The sequence below is a fragment of the Streptomyces sp. NPDC006368 genome (assembly GCF_040612535.1).
GTDB lineage: Bacteria > Actinomycetota > Actinomycetes > Streptomycetales > Streptomycetaceae > Streptomyces.
This window is the reverse complement of record NZ_JBEXQK010000018.1, coordinates 59,437-74,781: the sequence shown is the minus strand read 5'-3', so window position 1 is coordinate 74,781 and position 15,345 is coordinate 59,437. Positions and strand designations below refer to the sequence as shown.

Annotated in this window: 17 protein-coding genes; 7 read left to right on the top strand and 10 right to left on the bottom strand. The window is 72.7% G+C overall.

The annotated features are described in order from the left end of the window. Positions 1–24 precede the first annotated feature (24 nt). Genes ABZZ38_RS16230 through ABZZ38_RS16220 form a run of 3 tightly spaced genes read left to right on the top strand, consistent with a single transcriptional unit; the run spans position 25 to position 3,008 of the window. A complete protein-coding gene (locus ABZZ38_RS16230) occupies positions 25–1,305 on the top strand; it encodes a CBS domain-containing protein (RefSeq protein ID WP_356739991.1) in 1,281 nt (426 codons plus the stop codon). Continuing rightward, positions 1,295–1,831, top strand: coding sequence for a DUF1003 domain-containing protein (locus tag ABZZ38_RS16225; RefSeq protein ID WP_356739989.1), 537 nt, complete (start codon positions 1,295–1,297; stop codon positions 1,829–1,831). The genes ABZZ38_RS16230 and ABZZ38_RS16225 overlap by 11 nt, the downstream gene beginning before the upstream one ends. Positions 1,832–1,874: 43 nt before the next feature. Further along, a complete protein-coding gene (locus ABZZ38_RS16220) occupies positions 1,875–3,008 on the top strand; it encodes an Mrp/NBP35 family ATP-binding protein (RefSeq protein WP_356739987.1) in 1,134 nt (377 codons plus the stop codon). Between the two features lie 62 nt (positions 3,009–3,070). Here ABZZ38_RS16220 and ABZZ38_RS16215 read toward each other — a convergent pair whose 3' ends face one another. From ABZZ38_RS16215 to sigE, 5 genes are all read right to left on the bottom strand, one after another. Further along, positions 3,071–3,739 carry a hypothetical protein gene (locus ABZZ38_RS16215; RefSeq protein WP_356739985.1) on the bottom strand — a complete coding sequence of 223 codons (669 nt, stop codon included), beginning with the start codon at positions 3,737–3,739 and terminating at the stop codon, positions 3,071–3,073. A gap of 78 nt (positions 3,740–3,817) precedes the next feature. Then, entirely contained in the window at positions 3,818–4,252 is a 435-nt protein-coding gene (locus ABZZ38_RS16210) for a sec-independent translocase (RefSeq protein WP_356739983.1), read from the bottom strand. A 200-nt stretch (positions 4,253–4,452) separates the two neighbouring features. After that, positions 4,453–6,048 (bottom strand): trypsin-like peptidase domain-containing protein, encoded by a 1,596-nt coding sequence (locus tag ABZZ38_RS16205; protein WP_356739981.1) that lies wholly within the window; start codon positions 6,046–6,048, stop codon positions 4,453–4,455. A 139-nt stretch (positions 6,049–6,187) separates the two neighbouring features. Beyond that, on the bottom strand, positions 6,188–7,087 hold the full coding sequence (locus ABZZ38_RS16200) for a zf-HC2 domain-containing protein (protein ID WP_356739979.1): 900 nt from the start codon (positions 7,085–7,087) through the stop codon (positions 6,188–6,190). After that, a complete protein-coding gene (gene sigE, locus ABZZ38_RS16195) occupies positions 7,084–7,854 on the bottom strand; it encodes an RNA polymerase sigma factor SigE (RefSeq protein WP_356739977.1) in 771 nt (256 codons plus the stop codon). Before sigE ends, ABZZ38_RS16200 begins: the two co-directional genes overlap by 4 nt. Before the next feature lie 144 nt (positions 7,855–7,998). On the opposite strand from sigE, the gene ABZZ38_RS16190 reads away from it, so the two are divergent. Beyond that, positions 7,999–8,664 carry an O-methyltransferase gene (locus ABZZ38_RS16190; protein ID WP_356739975.1) on the top strand — a complete coding sequence of 222 codons (666 nt, stop codon included), beginning with the start codon at positions 7,999–8,001 and terminating at the stop codon, positions 8,662–8,664. A 113-nt stretch (positions 8,665–8,777) separates the two neighbouring features. Here the strand turns inward: ABZZ38_RS16190 and ABZZ38_RS16185 are convergent, their stop codons facing one another. Further along, positions 8,778–8,945 carry a DUF3117 domain-containing protein gene (locus ABZZ38_RS16185; protein ID WP_003966491.1) on the bottom strand — a complete coding sequence of 56 codons (168 nt, stop codon included), beginning with the start codon at positions 8,943–8,945 and terminating at the stop codon, positions 8,778–8,780. A gap of 320 nt (positions 8,946–9,265) precedes the next feature. Between ABZZ38_RS16185 and ABZZ38_RS16180 the strand changes: the two genes are divergently transcribed. Then, positions 9,266–10,054 carry an enoyl-CoA hydratase-related protein gene (locus tag ABZZ38_RS16180; protein WP_356739973.1) on the top strand — a complete coding sequence of 263 codons (789 nt, stop codon included), beginning with the start codon at positions 9,266–9,268 and terminating at the stop codon, positions 10,052–10,054. Positions 10,055–10,079: 25 nt separating this feature from the next. Here ABZZ38_RS16180 and ABZZ38_RS16175 read toward each other — a convergent pair whose 3' ends face one another. Both ABZZ38_RS16175 and ABZZ38_RS16170 read right to left on the bottom strand, forming a co-directional pair. Beyond that, positions 10,080–10,688, bottom strand: coding sequence for a DNA-3-methyladenine glycosylase I (locus tag ABZZ38_RS16175; RefSeq protein WP_356739971.1), 609 nt, complete (start codon positions 10,686–10,688; stop codon positions 10,080–10,082). Further along, the gene (locus tag ABZZ38_RS16170) at positions 10,685–11,101 is read right to left on the bottom strand and encodes a cell division protein DivIVA (RefSeq protein ID WP_356739969.1); all 417 of its coding nucleotides are present in this window, start codon (positions 11,099–11,101) and stop codon (positions 10,685–10,687) included. The genes ABZZ38_RS16175 and ABZZ38_RS16170 overlap by 4 nt, the downstream gene beginning before the upstream one ends. Positions 11,102–11,204: 103 nt before the next feature. Here ABZZ38_RS16170 and folP point away from each other — a divergent pair, with 103 nt between their 5' ends. Continuing rightward, positions 11,205–12,065, top strand: coding sequence for a dihydropteroate synthase (gene folP, locus ABZZ38_RS16165; RefSeq protein ID WP_356739967.1), 861 nt, complete (start codon positions 11,205–11,207; stop codon positions 12,063–12,065). Between the two features lie 51 nt (positions 12,066–12,116). On the opposite strand, the gene ABZZ38_RS16160 is transcribed toward folP, so the two are convergent. Together ABZZ38_RS16160 and dapE are read right to left on the bottom strand one after the other, a co-directional pair. Continuing rightward, positions 12,117–12,878 carry a TIGR00730 family Rossman fold protein gene (locus ABZZ38_RS16160; RefSeq protein ID WP_356739965.1) on the bottom strand — a complete coding sequence of 254 codons (762 nt, stop codon included), beginning with the start codon at positions 12,876–12,878 and terminating at the stop codon, positions 12,117–12,119. A gap of 77 nt (positions 12,879–12,955) precedes the next feature. Continuing rightward, complete coding sequence (gene dapE / locus ABZZ38_RS16155) at positions 12,956–14,035, bottom strand: succinyl-diaminopimelate desuccinylase (RefSeq protein WP_356740087.1); 1,080 nt, start codon at positions 14,033–14,035, stop codon at positions 12,956–12,958. A 43-nt stretch (positions 14,036–14,078) separates the two neighbouring features. Between dapE and ABZZ38_RS16150 the strand changes: the two genes are divergently transcribed. Beyond that, on the top strand, positions 14,079–15,125 hold the full coding sequence (locus tag ABZZ38_RS16150; RefSeq protein WP_356740085.1) for a hypothetical protein: 1,047 nt from the start codon (positions 14,079–14,081) through the stop codon (positions 15,123–15,125). Positions 15,126–15,345 lie beyond the last annotated feature (220 nt).

Genomic DNA, 15,345 nt, shown 5'->3' with positions numbered 1-15,345 from the left:
AGCGCGGACGAGGAGGTGTGCGGCATGGCGGCAGGCGCCTCCCGGGTCTTCGTCTCGCACCTCGCCGGTGTCCCCGTCTTCGACCCCAACGGCGACCAGGTGGGCCGCGTCCGCGACCTGGTCGCGATGTTGCGCGTCGGCGGCCGGCCGCCCCGCCTCCTCGGCCTGGTCGTCGAGGTCATCGGCCGGCGCCGGATCTTCCTGCCGATGACGCGGATCACCGGGGTCGAGTCGGGCCAGGTCATCACCACCGGCGTGCTGAACGTACGGCGCTTCGAGCAGCGCCCCACCGAGCGTCTGGTCCTCGGCGAGCTGCTCGACCGGCGCGTCCGCCTCGTCGAGGACGGCTCCGAGGTGACCGTCCTCGACGTCGCCATCCAGCAGCTCCCGGCCCGCCGCGACTGGGAGATCGACAAGGTGTTCGTGCGGCGGGGCGGCGGCGGGGCGCTGCGCCGCAAGGGCGAGACGCTGACCGTCGAGTGGTCGGCGGTGACCGGCTTCTCGCTGGAGGAGCACGGGCAGGGCGCCGAGAACCTGGTCGCGACCTTCGAGCGGATGCGCGCGGCCGACCTCGCCAACGTCCTGCACCACCTCTCCCCCAAGCGGCGCGCCGAGGTCGCCGCCGCCCTCGACGACGACCGGCTCGCCGACGTCCTGGAGGAGCTGCCCGAGGACGACCAGGTCGAGATCCTCGGCAAGCTCAAGGAGGAGCGGGCGGCTGACGTCCTGGAGGCCATGGACCCGGACGACGCGGCCGACCTGCTGTCCGAGCTGCCGGAGGAGGACAAGGAGCGGCTGCTCACGCTGATGCGGCCGGACGACGCCGCCGACGTGCGCCGGTTGCTGTCGTACGAGGAGCGGACGGCCGGCGGGCTGATGACGACCGAGCCGATCGTGCTGCGCCCCGACGCCACGGTCGCCGACGCGCTCGCGCGCGTACGCCGGCAGGACCTGTCGCCGGCCCTGGCGGCACAGGTGTACGTGTGCCGGGCGCCGGACGAGACGCCGACCGGCAAGTACCTGGGGACGGTGCACTTCCAGCGGCTGCTGCGCGACCCGCCGTTCACCCTGGTCTCGGCGATCGCGGACACCGACCTGGCGCCGCTCTCCCCGGACACCCCGCTGCCCTCGGTGACCAGCTACCTCGCCGCGTACAACCTGGTCGCCGCCCCCGTCGTGGACGAGAGCGGGTCGCTGCTCGGCGCGGTCACCGTCGACGACGTCCTGGACCACCTGCTGCCCGAGGACTGGCGCGAGACCGAGTTCGAACCGGAGCCGGAGGGGGAGGCCACGCATGGCGCTTGACCGTACGGGGGAGCGGCCCGCCACGCCCCGCATCCGGCTCGACCAGCCGCGGGTGCGGCGGCCGAGGCTGCTGCCGGCGTACGACCCCGAGGCCTTCGGACGGCTGTCGGAGCGGATCGCCCGCTTCCTCGGCACCGGCCGCTTCCTCGTCTGGATGACCGGCGCCATCATCGTGTGGGTCCTGTGGAACGTTTCCGCCCCCGTCCACCTGCGGTGGGACCCCTACCCCTTCATCTTCCTGACGCTGATGCTGTCCCTCCAGGCCTCGTACGCCGCTCCGCTCATCCTGCTCGCCCAGAACCGGCAGGACGACCGCGACCGGGTCACCCACGAGCAGGACCGCAAGCAGAACGAGCGCTCGATCGCCGACACCGAGTACCTCACCAGGGAGATCGCGACCCTGCGCATCGGCCTCGGCGAGGTCGCCACCCGGGACTGGATCCGCTCCGAGCTGGAGGACCTGGTGCGGGAGCTGGACGAGCGGCGGGGCGTATTCCCGCACGGAAGTGACGAAGCCGACCGCTGACAGGGCTTTCCGGCCCCCGGGTCCGGCGCCGTACCATCTCCGTATGGTTACGGAAGACGCGGTGCGCGAAGCACTGGCGACGGTGAACGACCCCGAGATCAACCGGCCGATCACCGAACTCGGCATGGTCAAGTCAGTGGAGATCGGCGGGGACGGGGCGGTGGCCGTCACCGTCTACCTCACGGTCTCCGGCTGCCCGATGCGCGAGACGATCATCTCGCGTGTGACCGACGCCGTCTCCCGCGTCGAGGGTGTCACGGGCGTCGACGTCACTCTCGACGTGATGAGCGACGAGCAGCGCAAGGAGCTGGCCGCCGCGCTGCGCGGCACCACCGCCGAGCGCGAGGTGCCGTTCGCCAAGCCCGGCTCGCTGACCCGGGTGTACGCGGTGGCCTCCGGCAAGGGCGGCGTCGGCAAGTCGTCCGTGACCGTGAACCTGGCCGCCGCGATGGCCGCCGACGGGCTGAAGGTCGGTGTGGTGGACGCCGACATCTACGGTCACAGCGTGCCGCGCATGCTGGGCGTGGACGGCCGCCCCACCCAGGTCGAGAACATGATCATGCCGCCGTCGGCGCACGGTGTGAAGGTCATCTCCATCGGCATGTTCACGCCGGGCAACGCGCCGGTGGTGTGGCGCGGCCCGATGCTGCACCGCGCGCTCCAGCAGTTCCTGGCGGACGTGTACTGGGGCGACCTGGACGTCCTCCTGCTCGACCTGCCCCCGGGCACCGGTGATATCGCGATCTCCGTCGCGCAGCTCGTGCCGAACGCCGAGATCCTCGTCGTCACCACCCCGCAGCAGGCGGCGGCCGAGGTCGCCGAGCGCGCCGGCTCCATCGCCGTGCAGACCCACCAGAAGATCGTGGGCGTCGTCGAGAACATGTCGGGCCTGCCGTGCCCGCACTGCGACGAGATGGTCGACGTCTTCGGCACGGGCGGTGGCCAGAAGGTCGCCGACGGCCTGACGAAGACCACGGGCACCGCGGTGCCGGTGCTGGGCCAGATCCCGATCGACGTACGGCTCCGCGAGGGCGGCGACGAGGGCAAGCCGGTCGTGCTGTCCGACCCCGACTCGCCGGCGGGCGCGGCGCTGCGCACGATCGCGGGCAAGCTGGGTGGCCGTCAGCGCGGCCTGTCCGGCATGAGCCTGGGCATCACGCCGCGCAACAAGTTCTGATCCGGTACGGCGAAGGGGGGCACCGCTCGACGAGCGGTGCCCCCCTTCGCCGTACCCGGCGCCTACGCGTACGCCGTGATGTCGCGGACGACCGCGAAGCCCAGCCCGTACGCGCTCATCCCGCGCCCGTACGCGCCCAGGTGCACCCCGCCCCGCGTCGTCCCGGCCAGCACCCAGCCGAACTCGGACTCGCGGTAGTGGAACGGCATCGGCTCGCCGTCGACGGGGAGCGAGAGCGTCGTCCAGGCCGGCCCGGTCAGGTCGTCGGCGAGCTCGAACGCGGTCTCCGTCTGCTGGTCGAGCCAGTCGTCCCGCAGCGCGTGGTCGAGCTGGGGTGGCCAGGTGTACGCGAGGAGCCCGGAGCCGGCCAACCAGGCGGCGGAGGAGACGGTGGTCGCCTCCAGCACGCCCGTACCGTCGCCGCTGCGGCGCACCGGGCTCGCGGCGACCGTGACGACGACCGCGAAACGCGCCCTGTCGGCGGCGGTCGGGTCGGGCCGTATCGACGGCTCGTCACCGTGGCCGGTCGAGCCGTGCTGGACGGTGCCGTCCGCGGAGGTGCCGACCTGCATCAGCCAGCGCGGCCCGGTGAACGCCTCGTCCAGCCCGTACCAGGGGAACGGCGCCCGCAGATAGCCGTCGACGGTACGCCGGGCCTGGGGCACCCCCTCGGACCCGGATCTGACACCGGGCGCAGCACTCTGCGCCCCTACCCGACTCGTCGTCTCCATCTGCCCGGCCGCCTCCTCGATACGTGACAGAGGCAGAGCTTAGCCACCTCGACGGTGCCGGACCGGGAAGACCGCCGGTCAGGTGGCGTCGGCGTCGAACGGCGGCCGCTCGCCCGGATCCGGCGTGTCGCGCTTCTTCAGCAGGTCGGGGCCGCTGCCGCTGACGGCGGCGGCCGGGACGGACGCGGTCTCGCCGCGGTCGTTGACCGCGGTCGCCACGTCGTTGATCTCCTTCTTGAGATCGAAACTGCTGCGGATCTCCTTGAGGTCCTCGTTCTCCGTGAGCTGCTTGCGGATGAACGTCTTGGGGTTCAAGTCCTCGAAGTCGAAGTCCTTGAACTCCGGGCCGAGCTCGCTGCGGATGTCCTGCTTCGCGCTCTCCGAGAACGCGCGGATCTTCCGGATGAAGCGGGCCGCGTCCTGAATGACCTTGGGCAGCTTGTCCGGCCCGAAGATGAGCACGGCAAGGATCACGAGCGCCACGAGCTCGAGTGCGCCTATGTCATTGAACACCTTGCCGCTCCTTCACGGGGTCCGGTTCCGGTTCCCAGGGCCCGGGGCCCGCTCCACGGTACCTGGCCGAGCTGTCGGGGCGGTACCTTGCGATGACCACCGAGTGGCCGTTCCGGTCTCTCACCGCTCACCGCTCACCGCTCACCGCTCACCGGTGCGCCTTTCACAGGTCCGCCGGTCTCCGGTCACCGGTCACCGCGTCAGTCGTCCGAGGCGGAGCCGAGGGTGAGCGTCCTGGTCTGCTCCTTGCCCCCGCGCACCAGGGTGAGCTGGAGCCGGTCGCCGGGGCGGTGGGCGCGGATCTTGACGATGAGCTCCTCACCGCTGTGCACCCGCTGGCCGTCGACCTTCGTGATGACGTCTCCCGGCCGGACGCCGGCCTTGGCGGCGGGGCCGCCCGGGGTGACGGACGGGCCGCCGTCCTGGGCCCTGGCGCCGACCCGGGCGCCGTCGCCGCTGAACTTCATGTCGAGGCTGACGCCGATGACCGGGTGGGTGGCCTTGCCCGTGTTGATCAGCTCCTCGGCGACGCGCTTGCCCTGGTTGATCGGGATGGCGAACCCGAGCCCTATGGAGCCGGCCTGGCCGCCGTCGAGTCCGGTGCCGTTGTCGGCGGCGCGGATGGCGCTGTTGATGCCGATGACGCGGGCCTTGGAGTCGACGAGCGGGCCACCGGAATTGCCGGGGTTGATCGGGGCGTCGGTCTGGAGCGCGTCGACATAGCTGATGTCGCTGCCGTCGCCGCTCTCGCCGCCCGCGGTGATCGGCCGCTCCTTGGCGCTGATGATGCCGGAGGTCACGGTGTTCTGGAGGTCGAAGGGCGCGCCGATGGCCACGACGGGGTCGCCGACGCGGACGTTGTCGGAGTTGCCGAGGGGCAGCGGCTTGAGGTTGGAGACACCGGTGACCCGGACGACCGCGAGGTCGTAGCCGCTGTCCTTGCCGATGAGCCGGCCCCGGGCCGTCTCGCCACCGCTGAAGGTGACGGTGATGTCGCCGGAGGTGCCGGCCGGGTCGACGACGTGGTTGTTGGTGAGGATGTGGCCCCGCTCGTCGAGAACGAAGCCGGTGCCGGTGCCCTGTTCGCTGCCGCCGCTGACGTGGAGGGTGACGACGCTGGGCAGCGCGCTGGCGGCGATCCCGGCGACGCTGTCGGGGGCACGGCCGGTGTCCTCGTGGGCGGCCTGCGGCAGTTCGACGGTGGTGAGGCCGCCGTTGCGCTCGATGTACGCGCCGACGCCGCCGCCGAGTACGCCGCAGAGCAGCGCGAGGACCAGCGCGCCGGCGAGCCCGAGCCCGCGCCGCGATGTCCGGGGCGCGGGCGGTTCGCCGGGGTGGCTCAGGGGCTGCGGCGGCTGGTGGGGCCGGGATTGGTGGGGCGGGGCGCCGGGGGTGCTCCAGGGGTCGTACTGGAGCCACTGCGACGGCTGTGGGTGCGGTTGCGGCTGGGGGTGCGGTGAGCCGTACGCGGGCACCGGGGGCTGCGCGGGCGGCGGCACGGGGGTGCCGTGCGGCGGGGTGGGCACCGGGCGCTGCACGGGCGGCGCGGGCGCCCAGGGGCCGGGCTCGCCGTAGGGCGGTGTGCGGTACTCGTCGGGTTCGTGCAACGGCTGCGGACGGGCGGTGCCGTCGACGGCGGGGGCGGCGCCCCGCGTCTCCATGGGCGTGGCCTGGGCCGGTACGGGCGCGGGGGCCTCGGCGGCCGGCGGGGTGGGGGCCGGATGCGGCGCCGCGTCCGGTGGCGTCGGCCGGCTCCACCATTTCGGCTTCTGACCGGTGGGCTTCCCGTCGTTCATGTGCTCCCCGCTACCGCGCTGCTGACCCGTCCACGCCCCTTCGGGCGCCCCTGCGCATGGATTCAACCAGGTCCGGTGACGCTTGCGCAGGGGCAGCGGAAGACCCGTCGGGCGACGGGCCCGACGGGTGGCGGACCCGTCACCGCCGGCCGGTGAACGGCAGGACGCTCGGCGACGGCGCGACGGACGCGCCGGGGGCCGGGCCGGGGGCCGCCGCCGGCCCGGGCGCGGTGGCGAAGTGGAAGGCGGACACGGTGGGCCGTACCAGCAGCGGGGACAGGGGCGCGGCGCCGCTCAGCGAGGTCGCCGAGAGAAAGGGATGCGCTGCCGGTTGCCGCCCCTGCGCGCGGACGACGGGCAGCGGCGACGCGGAGCCCGTACCGGTGCCGGTGCCGAGCCCGCGACGGCGGTCCGCCGCGGCGTTCGGCGTCTGACCGGACGTGCGCAGCGGGGTGACGTTGTTGCCGCCCTCGCCGCGGGCGTCGACGTTGGCGGCTGTCGGCAGCGCACCGCCGAGGGCGATCGCCGCGAAGGACACCGCGCTGGCCGCGGCGAACGCGAACCGGCGTCCCCGCCACGGTGAACGCTCCGCGGTGCCCGGGCGGCCCACCTCGTGGATGCGGAAGCCGGAGCCGGGCCCGCCGGGCAGCGCGAATCCGTCGTGCTTCACGGCGAAGACGCCGCCGTCGTCGAAGCGGCGGTCGTCGAAGTGGCCGCCGCCGAAGCCGCGGTCGTCGAAGGGGCCGGACCGGCCGAAGGGTCTGCCCGGGTCCTGGTCGTCGTCGCCCCGGGCTCCCGGAGCACCCCCGGGCAACCCCTGGAGGCGTGCGAGCAGCCCCTCGGAGGGCGGCGGTGGGGCGGCCTGGGCGAAGACGCTCTTCACCCGGCGCTGGGCGTCGGCCTCGGCCTTGCACCGGGCGCAGGTCGCCAGGTGCGCGAGGACCCGCTCACGGGCGTCATGACCGAGCTCCCCGTCCACCAGCGCGGCGAGCCGGTCCCCCAGGTGCTGTTCCGCGGGGGTCGGACCTGTGCCACTCACGCGGGCCCGCCCTCCCCGCCCACGGCCGCGAAGGCGCGCTGCTCGGCCCGGGCCTCGGGTGACCGGTGCTTGAGGGCCTTGCGCAGATGGGAACGGCCGCGGTGGATACGGCTGCGGACGGTGCCGAGCTTCACGCCGAGGGTCGCGGCGATCTCCTCGTACGACAGTCCCTCGATGTCACAGAGCACGACCGCGGCACGGAACTCGGGCGCGAGGGTGTCCAGCGCCTGCTGCACGTCGGCGTCGAAGTGCGTGTCGTGGAAGACCTGCTGCGGGGAGGGCTCGCGGCTGGGCAGCCGCTCCGCCGCGTCGTCTCCGAGCGCGTCGAACCGGATGCGCTGCTTGCGGCGCACCATGTCCAGGAAGAGGTTGGTCGTGATCCGGTGCAGCCAGCCCTCGAACGTCCCCGGCGTGTACGTCGACAGGGAGCGGAAGACGCGGACGAAGACCTCCTGCGTGAGGTCCTCCGCGTCGTGCTGGTTGCCGGTCAGGCGGTAGGCGAGGCGGTAGACGCGGCCACTGTGGGTGCTGACGATCTCCTCCCAGGAGGGGGGAGCCCACGCCTGCGATTCCGCATCCGATGCGAAGGTCGCCGTGGTGGGTGCGGAGTCGTCGGCTGCGCGGGAACTGTCAGCGGTGTAGGTCACGGATTTCGGCTCACCCGCCGACCTGAGAAAGCGCCGCAGCCGCAGCGCTCGTCCCCGATCCACAGGCGCAGCCGCACCTCCCCTGTCGGCTCTGGTGGTGTCCAGTGGAGCCCCTACCATAGCCACCTCGCCCGTTAGCTCCGGATAAGAATCTTTGCGTGAATTTGGGACCGTCTTCCGGGACTCTTCCGGTCTGGTCCCTCTGCTCCTCCCAACGCACGGTCCCATCTGCGGGTTCCCGGCCCCGAGCGGATACAGTCACCGTTGCGCCAACTACGGGGACAGGAGAGGGTCATTACCGCCAACCGGCAGACGAGCTGGGCGTTCGCCGACGCCTTTGTCGCCGAGGACGAAGCGCTGCGCTGGGCCCGTGACCGGGCCCGGGACGCAGGGCTGCCCTCGGTGTCGCCAGGCACCGGCGCCGCGCTGCGTTTGCTGGCGGCCACCGCGGACGCCAAGGCGGTGGCCGAGATCGGCACCGGTACCGGGGTGTCCGGGATCTACCTGCTGCACGGCATGCGGCCGGACGGCGTCCTGACCACGGTGGACACCGAGCCGGAGCGGCAGCAGTTCGCCAAGCAGGCCTTCCGGGCCGCCGGGTTCGCCGGGAACCGGGCGCGGTTCATCCCCGGCCGCGCCCTGGACGTCCTGCCCCGGCTGGCGGACGGCGGGTACGACCTCGTCTTCTGCGACGGCGACCGGACCGAGTCGCTGGAGTACCTTGCTGAATCGTTGCGCCTGCTGCGCCCCGGCGGGCTCGTCTGTTTCGAGGGCGTCTTCGCCGACGGCCGTACGGTCGACTCGGCGGCCCAGCCGCCCGAGGTGCTGCGGCTGCGGGAGCTGCTGCGGGCGGTGCGGGAGAGCCAGGAGCTGCTGCCGTCGCTGCTGCCGGTCGGCGACGGGCTGCTGTGCGCGGTGCGGCGCGGATGACCGCCGCGCGCGGATACGGCGGGGAGACGACAGCGGATCAGCGGATACGACAGCCCCGGCTCGGTAAGGCACACCGAGCCGGGGCTGTCGTCACATCCATGGGCAGTGTCGCGTCAGCCGACGACCTTCTTCAGCGCGTCGCCGAGGGCATCGGCCTCGTCCGGAGTCAGCTCGACGACAAGCCGACCGCCGCCTTCGAGCGGAACGCGCATGACGATGCCCCGCCCCTCCTTGGTCACCTCGAGCGGGCCGTCGCCCGTCCGCGGCTTCATGGCCGCCATGCTCGTTCCCCTTCCTGAAACCAGCTCATCGTCGCCGACGGCCCTCTGGCATGGGCACGCATCACCGGCATCGAACACATTGCGTCCAGGTCATTATCCCGCATGGCGGGACCCGATGACCAACATCGGAAGGCATCGCTTGCGCAACGCGCTCCCGCAAAACCGCCTATTTCGGCGGTCCGCCTGCGATACTTCGCCGCCGCAGGTCGCGGCGTGGCCGGACTTTCTTTGACGCAGGTCACATGCCGGGCGGCATGTCCGGGCGCGTCGATCTCCGCCATGCTGAGCGGATACGCCGTCATCGACTGAGGGGACCTGCCATGGCCGACACCGTGCTGTACGAGGTGAGCGACGGGCTCGCGACGATCACGCTCAACCGGCCGGACGCCATGAACGCGCTGAGCATCGACACCAAGGTCGCCCTGCGCGACGCGCTGCACGCGGCGGGCGACGACACCGCGGTGCGGGCGGTGCTGCTGACGGCGACCGGGCGGGCCTTCTGCGTCGGCCAGGACCTGAAGGAGCACGTCACCCTGCTGGCCGAGGACCCCGGCAAGACGATGAGCACGGTACGGGAGCACTACAACCCGATCGTCCGGGCGATCACCGGGATGCCGAAGCCGGTGGTGGCCGGGGTGAACGGCGTCGCGGCGGGCGCGGGCCTCGGCTTCGCCCTGGCGGCGGACTACCGGGTGGTGGCCGACACCGCCTCGTTCAACACCTCCTTCGCCGGGGTGGCGCTGACCGCCGACTCCGGCGTCTCGTGGACGCTGCCCCGGGTGGTCGGGCCGGGCCGCGCGGCGGACCTGCTGTTCTTCCCCCGCTCGATCACGGCGCGGGAGGCGTACGAGCTGGGCATCGCCAACCGGCTGGTCCCGGCGGCGGACCTGGCGCGGGAGGCCGCGTCGGTGGCCCGGACCCTGGCGGAGGGCCCCACGGTGGCCTACGCGGCGCTGAAGGAGTCGCTGGCGTACGGCACGGCGCACACGCTGGACGAGGCGCTCGACAAGGAGGACGAACTCCAGACGAAGGCGGGCGCGTCGCAGGACCACGGGATCGCGGTCGAGGCGTTCCTGGCGAAGCAGAAGCCGCGGTACGTCGGCCGTTAGGTCGTGCGGGGCCCGGCGCCCGGTCTCAGGGGGTGGGGTCCCAGGGGGTGGGGGTGGAGCGGGCGAAGCAGTCGGCCAGGTGGTCGTTCACCAGGCCGCAGGCCTGCATCAGGGCGTACGCCGTCGTGGGGCCGATGAAGCGCAGGCCGCGCTTCTTCAGGTCCTTCGACAGCGCGGTCGACTCGTCCGTCACCGCCGGGAGATCGGCGATCGTGCGGGGCGCCGCCGCGCGCGCGGCGGGGTCGGGGGCGTGGGACCAGATGACCCTGTCCAGCTCGCCCTCCTCCCAGCCGGCCAGCACGCGCGCGTTGGCCAGGCAGGCGTCGATCTTGGCGCGGTTGCGGATGATGCCCTCGTCGCCGAGGAGCCGCTCCCGGTCGGCGTCGGTGAACTCCGCGACGGCGGCGATACGGAAGTCGGCGAAGGCCCGGCGGAAGCCCTCGCGGCGGCGCAGGATCGTGATCCAGGACAGGCCCGACTGGAAGGCCTCCAGGCAGAGCCGCTCGAAGAGGGCGTCGTCGCCGTGGACCGGGCGGCCCCACTCCTCGTCGTGGTACGGGATGTAGTCGGCGGCCGACGCACCCCAGGGGCAGCGGGGCCTGCCGTCCGGCCCGGGTACGGTCCCGCCGGTCACCGGTCGCCCTCCTGCTCCCGCTCGCCGTTCTCCGGGGACGGCGGGGCTTGCGGGGGTTCGGGGGACTGCGGGCGGGCCGGGCCCTTGCCGAAGAGGTCCGCGCCGCCGACCGCCGTCGCCTGTGCCCCGGCCAGCGCCGCCTCCAGCTCGGCGATGCGCGCGTCGCGTTCGGCGAGCTCGGCGCCGAGGCGGGCGAGGACGTCGTCCACGTCGGTCATCCGGTACCCGCGCGGGGCGACCGGCAGGCGCAGCGCGTCGACGTCCGCCCGGCCGACGGGCCGGTTCAGCGGCAGCGGGTCCACGAGCTGCTCGGGAGCCGCCTCGGGAAGCACGTCGCTCTCACCGCCGCCGACCACCGCGAGGGTGACCGCGGCGATCACCACGACCATCGCGATCATCAAGAACCAGAACACAGGCGTGCCTCTCCCGGGAAGCTGAAACCGTCTGGCCCCGATCGTGCCATGCGCCACCGACGGCTAAGGTCGCAGGCGACCGAACGCGAGGAGGACGAACGGGATGCTGCGCTTGGGACGGCGTGAATTCGACGCGCACGAGCCGGTGATCATGGCGATTGTGAACCGGACCCCGGACTCCTTCTACGACCGGGGCGCCACGTTCCGCGACGAGCCCGCGCTGGCCCGCGTCGAGCGGGCCGTGTCCGAGGGTGCCGCCATCATCGACGTCGGCGGCGTCAAGGCCGGTCCCGGTGAAGAGGTGACGGCCGAGGAGGAGGCGCGCCGCACGGTCGGTTTCGTCGCCGAGGTGCGGCGGCGGTACCCGGATGTGGTGATCAGCGTCGACACCTGGCGCCACGACGTCGGCGAGGCGGTCTGCGAGGCGGGTGCGGATCTGCTGAACGACGCGTGGGGCGGGGTGGACCCGAAGCTGGCGGAGGTCGCCGCGCGGTACGGAGCGGGCCTGGTGTGCACGCACGCGGGCGGCGCGGAGCCGCGCACCCGGCCGCACCGGATCGCGTACGACGATGTCATGGCGGACATCCTGCGGGTGACGGTGGGGCTGGCGGAGCGGGCCGTCGCGCTCGGCGTCCGCCGGGACGGGATCATGATCGACCCGGGTCATGACTTCGGCAAGAACACCCGGCACAGCCTGGAGGCGACGCGCCGGCTCGGCGAGATGGCGGCGACCGGCTGGCCGGTGCTGGTGTCCCTGTCCAACAAGGACTTCGTCGGCGAGACGCTCGACAAGCCGGTCAAGGAGCGCTTGCTCGGGACGCTCGCGACGACGGCGGTGTCGGCGTGGCTGGGGGCGCGGGTGTACCGCGTGCACGAGGTCGCGGAGACCAAGCAGGTCCTCGACATGGTGGCCGCCATCGCGGGCCACCGCCCGCCGGCGGTGGCCCGGCGCGGCCTGGCCTGAGCCGGGGCTCCCCGGGCCCCGCGAAACGGGCCCCCGGCCGGCCCGGCCCGCCTAGTGGCCCGTTTCCTTGGTGACCAGTGCCACCGCCTCTTCCACGTCGTCCGTGACGTGGAAGAGCAGCAGGTCGCGTTCCGACGCCTTGCCCTGGGCGATGACCGTGTCGCGCAGCCAGTCGACCAGGCCGGACCAGTACTCCGTGCCGAACAGGACGATCGGGAAGCGGGTCACCTTGCGCGTCTGGACGAGGGTGAGCGCCTCGAAGAGTTCGTCGAGCGTGCCCAGCCCGCCCGGGAGGACCACGAAGCCCTGCGCGTACTTCACGAACATCGTCTTGCGGACGAAGAAGTACCGGAAGTTGACGCCGATGTCGACGTGCGGGTTCAGGCCCTGCTCGAAGGGGAGCTCGATACCGAGGCCCACCGAGACGCCCTTCGCCTCCCGCGCGCCCTTGTTGGCGGCCTCCATCGCGCCCGGGCCACCGCCCGTGATCACCGCGAAGCCCGCCTCGACCAGCGCCTTGCCGATCCGGACGCCCGCTTCGTACTCCGGTGTGCCCTCCGGGGTGCGGGCCGAGCCGAAGACGCTGATCGCGCTGGGGAGTTCGGCCAGCGCGCCGAACCCCTCCACGAACTCGGACTGGATCCGCATGACCCGCCACGGATCGGTGTGCACCCACTCGGAGTCACCCGCGGTGTCCAGCAGCCGCTGATCCGTGGTGCCGGGCTGTACCTGCTCACGGCGGCGCAGCACCGGCCCCATCCGCTGTTCCGCGAGCGCCCGCAGTCCTTCGGTGTCGGCCTCGGGGTTGCCCATGACCTGCTCCCTCCGCTGAACATCGTTTCCCGCTCAGGGTAGGTCCAGGCACGTTACAAATGGCGAAATTACGGAGGTCAGGCAGTGAGCCAGTCGTACAGGCGCCGCTCGCAGTGGATGATCCGGTCGACGGCCACGTGCTCGTCCCGCTTGTGCGCGTAGAGCGGGTCGCCGGGCCCGTAGTTGACCGCGGGCACGCCCAGGGCGCTGAACCGGGACACGTCCGTCCAGCCGAACTTGGGGTGCGCGCTGCCGCCCACCGCCGCCATGAAGGCCGCCGCGGCGGGGTGGGAGAGCCCCGGCAGCGCTCCGCCGGTGTGGTCGTCGACGATGAACTCCTCGACGCCGCAGTCCGCGAAGACCTCCCGGACGTGCGCCTCGGCCTCCTCCATGGAGCGGTCGGGCGCGTAGCGGAAGTTGACCACGACGGTGCACTCGTCGGGGATGACGTTGGTCGCGACACCGCCCTCGATGCCGACGGCGTTGAGGCCCTCGCGGTACTCCAGCCCGTCGATCACCGCGCGGCGCGGCTCGTACGTGGCGAGCCGGGCGAGGATCGGCGCGGCGGCGTGGATGGCGTTGGACCCCATCCAGCCGCGCGCGGAGTGCGCGCGCTCCCCCTTCGTACGGAGGTGGACCCGCAGGGTGCCCTGGCAGCCGCCCTCGACCTGGCCGTCGGAGGGCTCCAGCAGGACCGCGAAATCGCCCTCCAGCCAGTCGGGGTGTGCCTCGGCCACATGCCCGAGCCCGTTGAGGTGGGCGGCGACCTCTTCGTTGTCGTAGAAGACGAAGGTGAGGTCGCGGTTGGGCTCCGGGACGGTCGCGGCGATGCGCAGCTGGACGGCCACGCCCGACTTCATGTCCGAGGTGCCGCAGCCCCACAGGACGCCGTTGTCGTCGAGGCGCGAGGGGACGTTGTCCGCGATGGGGACGGTGTCGATGTGCCCGGCCAGGACGACGCGCTGGGCCCGGCCGAGGTGCGTCCGGGCGACGACGTTGTTGCCGTACCGGTCGACCGTCAGGTGCGGAAGGGTCCGCAGGGCCTGCTCGATGGCGTCGGCGAGGGGCTTCTCGGTGCCGCTGACCGAGGGGAAGTCGACGAGCGCGGCGGTCAGCGCCGGACCGTCCTGGGTGAGGTCCAGCAGGGTGGCGGGCATGGTCTCGGACATGGTGCCGAGCCTATCCCGGGGCTCCAGTACGGTGGGCTCCGTGTCCGAGTCCACCCCCTCTCGCCGCTTCAGGATCGCCGCGGGATTCGCCGTGCTGCTGGCGCTGATCGCCTACGTGGCGATGCAGTACGTCACGGGCGGAAAGGGCGGCCCGCGCTGCGTCGTGGGCAGCGGCGGCACCACGTACAGCCTCACGCCCGAGCAGGCGTCGAACGCCGCGACGATCTCCGCCGTCGGCACGAGCCGCGGGATGCCGGAGCGCGCGGTGACCATCGCGCTGGCGACCGCCCTCCAGGAGTCGGCGCTGCGCAACATCCGCTACGGCGACCGCGACTCCCTCGGCCTGTTCCAGCAGCGCCCCTCGCAGGGGTGGGGCACCCCGCGGCAGATCCTCGACCCGGTCTTCTCGGCGCACCGGTTCTACGAGCGCCTCGCCGAGGTTCCGGGGTACTCGCGCCTCCCGTTGACCGTCGCCGCGCAGCGCGTGCAGCGCAGCGGCTTCCCGCAGGCGTACGCGAAGCACGAGCCGGACGCGGCGCTGCTCGCCGCCGCCCTCACCGGGCGCTCCGCCGCGTCGCTGACCTGCACGTCGGGCAGCGGTCCGCGGCGGACGGGCGACCCGGTGAAGGTGCGGGCGGAGCTGGTGCGGTCGTTCGGCGAGGACGTCCTGCCCGGCGGGCCGGCCGGGCCCGGGGGTGCGGGCGGCGGCACGGACATAGCGCTGCCGGTGCCGGTGACCGCCGAGTCCGCGGGCCCGGAGGCCGCGGACGGTGCCTCGCAGCGGGGCTGGGAGCTGGCGCAGTGGGCGGTGGCGCGGGCGGACGCGCTGGGGCTGGCGGAGGTGTCGTACGCGGGCCGGGTGTGGAGCGCGGAGCGGTCGGCGGAGGGCTGGCGAAGGGAAGACCCCGGCCATGCGCGCGGCGGCGACGATTCCCGCGCCGCAGGCGATTCCCGTAACGGCGACGATCCGGGTACGGAGCACGATTCCGGTACGGGGAACCATTCCGGTACGGGGGATGATTTCCGCGACTCCGGCAATGCGCGCGTCGGCGAAGTCCGTATCCGCGTCGCACAGTAGCTCGCACAGCGGGGCGCCAGTTCACCCTCCCGGATTACTTCCGGTCGGCCGCCCGGCACCTTTCACCCGGGAGCCGGTCCCACTCCGTCCTCCGTGCGCGTTTTCCTTGCGATCACTGGGAAGTGACGGTTCTCCTCCCGTTTCGAACGCGACGCGTTTGCCCGTTTTTGCGGGAAGCTGATTATGCGATGCATTACCCATTCTTTACCTTTGGCCACCG

Coding starts and splice junctions, on each gene's coding strand:
- ABZZ38_RS16230 (WP_356739991.1), top strand. CDS start 25: ATGGCGGCAGGCGCCTCCCGGGTCTTCGTCTCGCACCTCGCCGGTGTC.
- ABZZ38_RS16225 (WP_356739989.1), top strand. CDS start 1,295: ATGGCGCTTGACCGTACGGGGGAGCGGCCCGCCACGCCCCGCATCCGG.
- ABZZ38_RS16220 (WP_356739987.1), top strand. CDS start 1,875: ATGGTTACGGAAGACGCGGTGCGCGAAGCACTGGCGACGGTGAACGAC.
- ABZZ38_RS16215 (WP_356739985.1), bottom strand. CDS start 3,739: ATGGAGACGACGAGTCGGGTAGGGGCGCAGAGTGCTGCGCCCGGTGTC.
- ABZZ38_RS16205 (WP_356739981.1), bottom strand. CDS start 6,048: ATGAACGACGGGAAGCCCACCGGTCAGAAGCCGAAATGGTGGAGCCGG.
- sigE (WP_356739977.1), bottom strand. CDS start 7,854: ATGGTAGGGGCTCCACTGGACACCACCAGAGCCGACAGGGGAGGTGCG.
- ABZZ38_RS16185 (WP_003966491.1), bottom strand. CDS start 8,945: ATGGCGGCCATGAAGCCGCGGACGGGCGACGGCCCGCTCGAGGTGACC.
- ABZZ38_RS16180 (WP_356739973.1), top strand. CDS start 9,266: ATGGCCGACACCGTGCTGTACGAGGTGAGCGACGGGCTCGCGACGATC.
- folP (WP_356739967.1), top strand. CDS start 11,205: ATGCTGCGCTTGGGACGGCGTGAATTCGACGCGCACGAGCCGGTGATC.
- ABZZ38_RS16160 (WP_356739965.1), bottom strand. CDS start 12,878: ATGGGCAACCCCGAGGCCGACACCGAAGGACTGCGGGCGCTCGCGGAA.
- dapE (WP_356740087.1), bottom strand. CDS start 14,035: ATGCCCGCCACCCTGCTGGACCTCACCCAGGACGGTCCGGCGCTGACC.